Raw genomic sequence first — 2714 nt, 5'->3', positions numbered from 1 at the left:
TCCCGGAATGGCAGAACCGCTGTCGCTTGTGCTGGTGTTTTCGCAGTGGACATCGTGACGACCGTAGCCCGTTGCTGTCACCGATGGGAACCGATTGGAGGTGTTCACAGGGTCGAAAAGACCTATCGGACAGCGCAGAAAAGCGCCCTACCTCCCCTTACGTGCGATGCACCGGTGCGGCAAACGAAGTTTCGGCCGGTAGCAGCCGCGCCAGCCCGTCACGCATGTGCGCGATCATCAGTTCATCTGCACGCGATGTGTCGCCCTCGACGATGGCCGCGACGATCTCGGTGTGCTCGTCGATGCGCGCCTGCGCCGACGCATACGTGCCGCGCATCGCGCCCAAACACATTCGCGTCTCGACGAGGATGGTCTCATGGATGCGTGAAAGCCTAGGGCTGCGGGCACATTCGACGAGCAGCGCGTGAAAACTCATGTCCGAGTCCGCGATCTCCGGACCGTTGGGGTCGTCGGCGAACGACTGCATCCGATCGATGGCCCGGTTCAGTGCCGCGATGTCGTCAGGATCGCGGCGGGTGACGACCTGGGCCAACGCTGCGCGTTCCACCGCCGATCGTGCGACGTACATGTCGTTGATGTCGGCGTCGTCCATCGAGATGACGAAGAGTCCACGGTTGCGGTAGCTGACCAGCAATCCCTCCTGGGTGAGGCGTTGCATGGCCTCGCGCAGCGGTCCTCGGCTGACCCCCAGGTCGGCCGCGAGTCCGGCCTCGGTCAGCTGCGATCCCGGCGGGAAATCACCGGCCGCGATGGCCGTCCGCAGCTTGCGCGCGATGATCGCGGGCGTGGATTCCTGTACCAGCGGTTCCAGCACGCGTTTGCGCGCCGACCCCGAGATGACGGTCTCCGACTGCGGCGCGCCGCTCACAACGCCGTCGCTCATATCTCCTCGATTCGTTCGTACAGCAGCGTCTCCCCGCGCACGCTCGGCCTGACGGGCGACGCCTCGATCGATCCTCCACCGAGACGAGAACTCGGCTTGGTAGATTGTCGACAATCTACCCCCGAGACCGTACCGGCTGCCACCGGTTCGATCCATCGGCCCGTCGGGATCGAACGGCCGCCACGACCGGAACGGTCGTGTACCACATTGCTAGAGTCGGTCGGATGACCATCGAAGCAAGTCGGGTCCACGCCTTCACCGACGATGCGTTGGGCGATCTCGACGCCACCGGGGTCGCGGCCGCCATCGCCTCGGGCGACATCAGCTCGACGGAGGCCGTGAACGCGGCAATTGCGCGCGCGGAGGCCGTGAACGACCGACTCAACGCGATCCAGACGCCCGACTTCGACCGGGCCCGCGGATTCGCACGGAGCCCCGGTGCCGGGGTCTTCGCCGGCGTGCCGACCTTCGTCAAGGACAACACCGACGTCGCCGGGCTCCCCACCGACCAGGGCTCACTGGCGATCAACGCGACACCCGCGCCGCGCAACGCCGGCTTCACCGATCAGTTCCTGTCCACCGGGATGATCAACCTCGGCAAGTCGACGCTGCCGGAGTTCGGGTTCAACGCCAGCACCGAGTACGAGACGTTGCCCCCGACCCGGAACCCCTGGCACACCGGCCATTCCAGCGGTGCGTCGTCGGGTGGATCGGCGGCACTGGTGGCCGCGGGCGTGGTGCCGATCGCCCACGCCAACGACGGCGGCGGGTCGATCAGGATCCCGGCCGCGGCGTGCGGACTGGTGGGACTGAAGATGACCCGCGGTCGCGAGATCATCGACGCCCACGCCGCCGACCTGCCGGTCAACATCATCTCGAACGGTGTCGTGACGCGATCGGTGCGCGACACCGCCACCTTCGTTGCCCAGATCGAGAGGTACCGGTCGGTCGAGCACCTCGCGCCGGTGGGCCTGGTCGAGGGGCCGGGAACGCGGCGACTGCGGATCGGTGTGGTCGACCGGTCGCTGCCGGACACCCCGGTCGATGCCGAGACGCAGGCCGCGGTGCGCGAGACCGCCCGAGTCCTCGCCGACCTCGGGCACGACGTCACCGAGATCGGATTGCCGTTGTCGGAGAAAGACCTCGAGGCGTTTCGACAGGACTTCGAGCACTACTGGGCGCTGATGGGGTTCTCGATCCAGAAGTTCGGCAAACGCGTGATGGGCCCGGGATTCGATCCGACGAAGACCGACGCGCTGACCCAGGGGTTGTCGCGGATGTTCATCCGGCACTTCTGGCGGACCCCGCAGGCGATCTGGCGACTCCGGCAGTCCGAGGCCAAACACCACCGGGCCTTCGCCGACGTCGACCTGATGGTGTCACCGGTCGTCGCGCACACGACGCCCGAGATCGGACACCTCTCTCCTGCCAACGGTTTCGACGTCCTGTTCCCCCGCCTGCTCGCCTACGTCAGCTTCACGCCGCTCAACAACGCGACCGGCGGACCGGCGATCTCGCTGCCGACGGGACGCACCAGCACGGGCCTGCCGATCGGGGTGCAGCTCGCCGCCGACCACGGCGACGAGGCCACGATGCTCGAGGTCGCGTTCGAACTCGAGGCGGCTGCGCCCTTCCGCCGGATCCAGGACGCCGACTGACCCCGGGCACGATTGGCGGCTCGACGCGCAGGCTACTTCTTCGTGGTGCCGGGCAGCATCCCCGAATCGATGACGGGTTTGACGTACGTCTTGGCCGCGGCGATGAGGTCGTCGAAATCCGACAGCCCGGCCCATGCAGCGGCCGCGGCGTC

Annotated in this window: 2 protein-coding genes; one reads left to right on the top strand and one right to left on the bottom strand. The window is 67.2% G+C overall.

Annotation, left to right across the window (positions count from 1 at the left end):
- Positions 1–157: 157 nt before the first annotated feature.
- Positions 158–904, bottom strand: coding sequence for a GntR family transcriptional regulator (locus JHC79_RS23295; RefSeq protein WP_296395404.1), 747 nt, complete (start codon positions 902–904; stop codon positions 158–160).
- 224 nt (positions 905–1128) lie between these two features.
- Here JHC79_RS23295 and JHC79_RS23290 point away from each other — a divergent pair, with 224 nt between their 5' ends.
- Entirely contained in the window at positions 1129–2562 is a 1434-nt protein-coding gene (locus JHC79_RS23290) for an amidase (RefSeq protein ID WP_296395403.1), read from the top strand.
- The last annotated feature ends 152 nt before the right edge of the window (positions 2563–2714 follow it).

The organism is Williamsia sp. (assembly GCF_016462415.1).
Classification (GTDB): Bacteria; Actinomycetota; Actinomycetes; order Mycobacteriales; family Mycobacteriaceae; genus Williamsia_A.
This window is presented reverse-complemented; position numbering and strand designations above follow the sequence as displayed.

Bases quoted from the DNA above. Each gene is read 5' to 3' on its own strand.
- JHC79_RS23290 (WP_296395403.1), top strand. From the start codon at position 1,129: ATGACCATCGAAGCAAGTCGGGTCCACGCCTTCACCGACGATGCGTTG.
- JHC79_RS23295 (WP_296395404.1), bottom strand. From the start codon at position 904: ATGAGCGACGGCGTTGTGAGCGGCGCGCCGCAGTCGGAGACCGTCATC.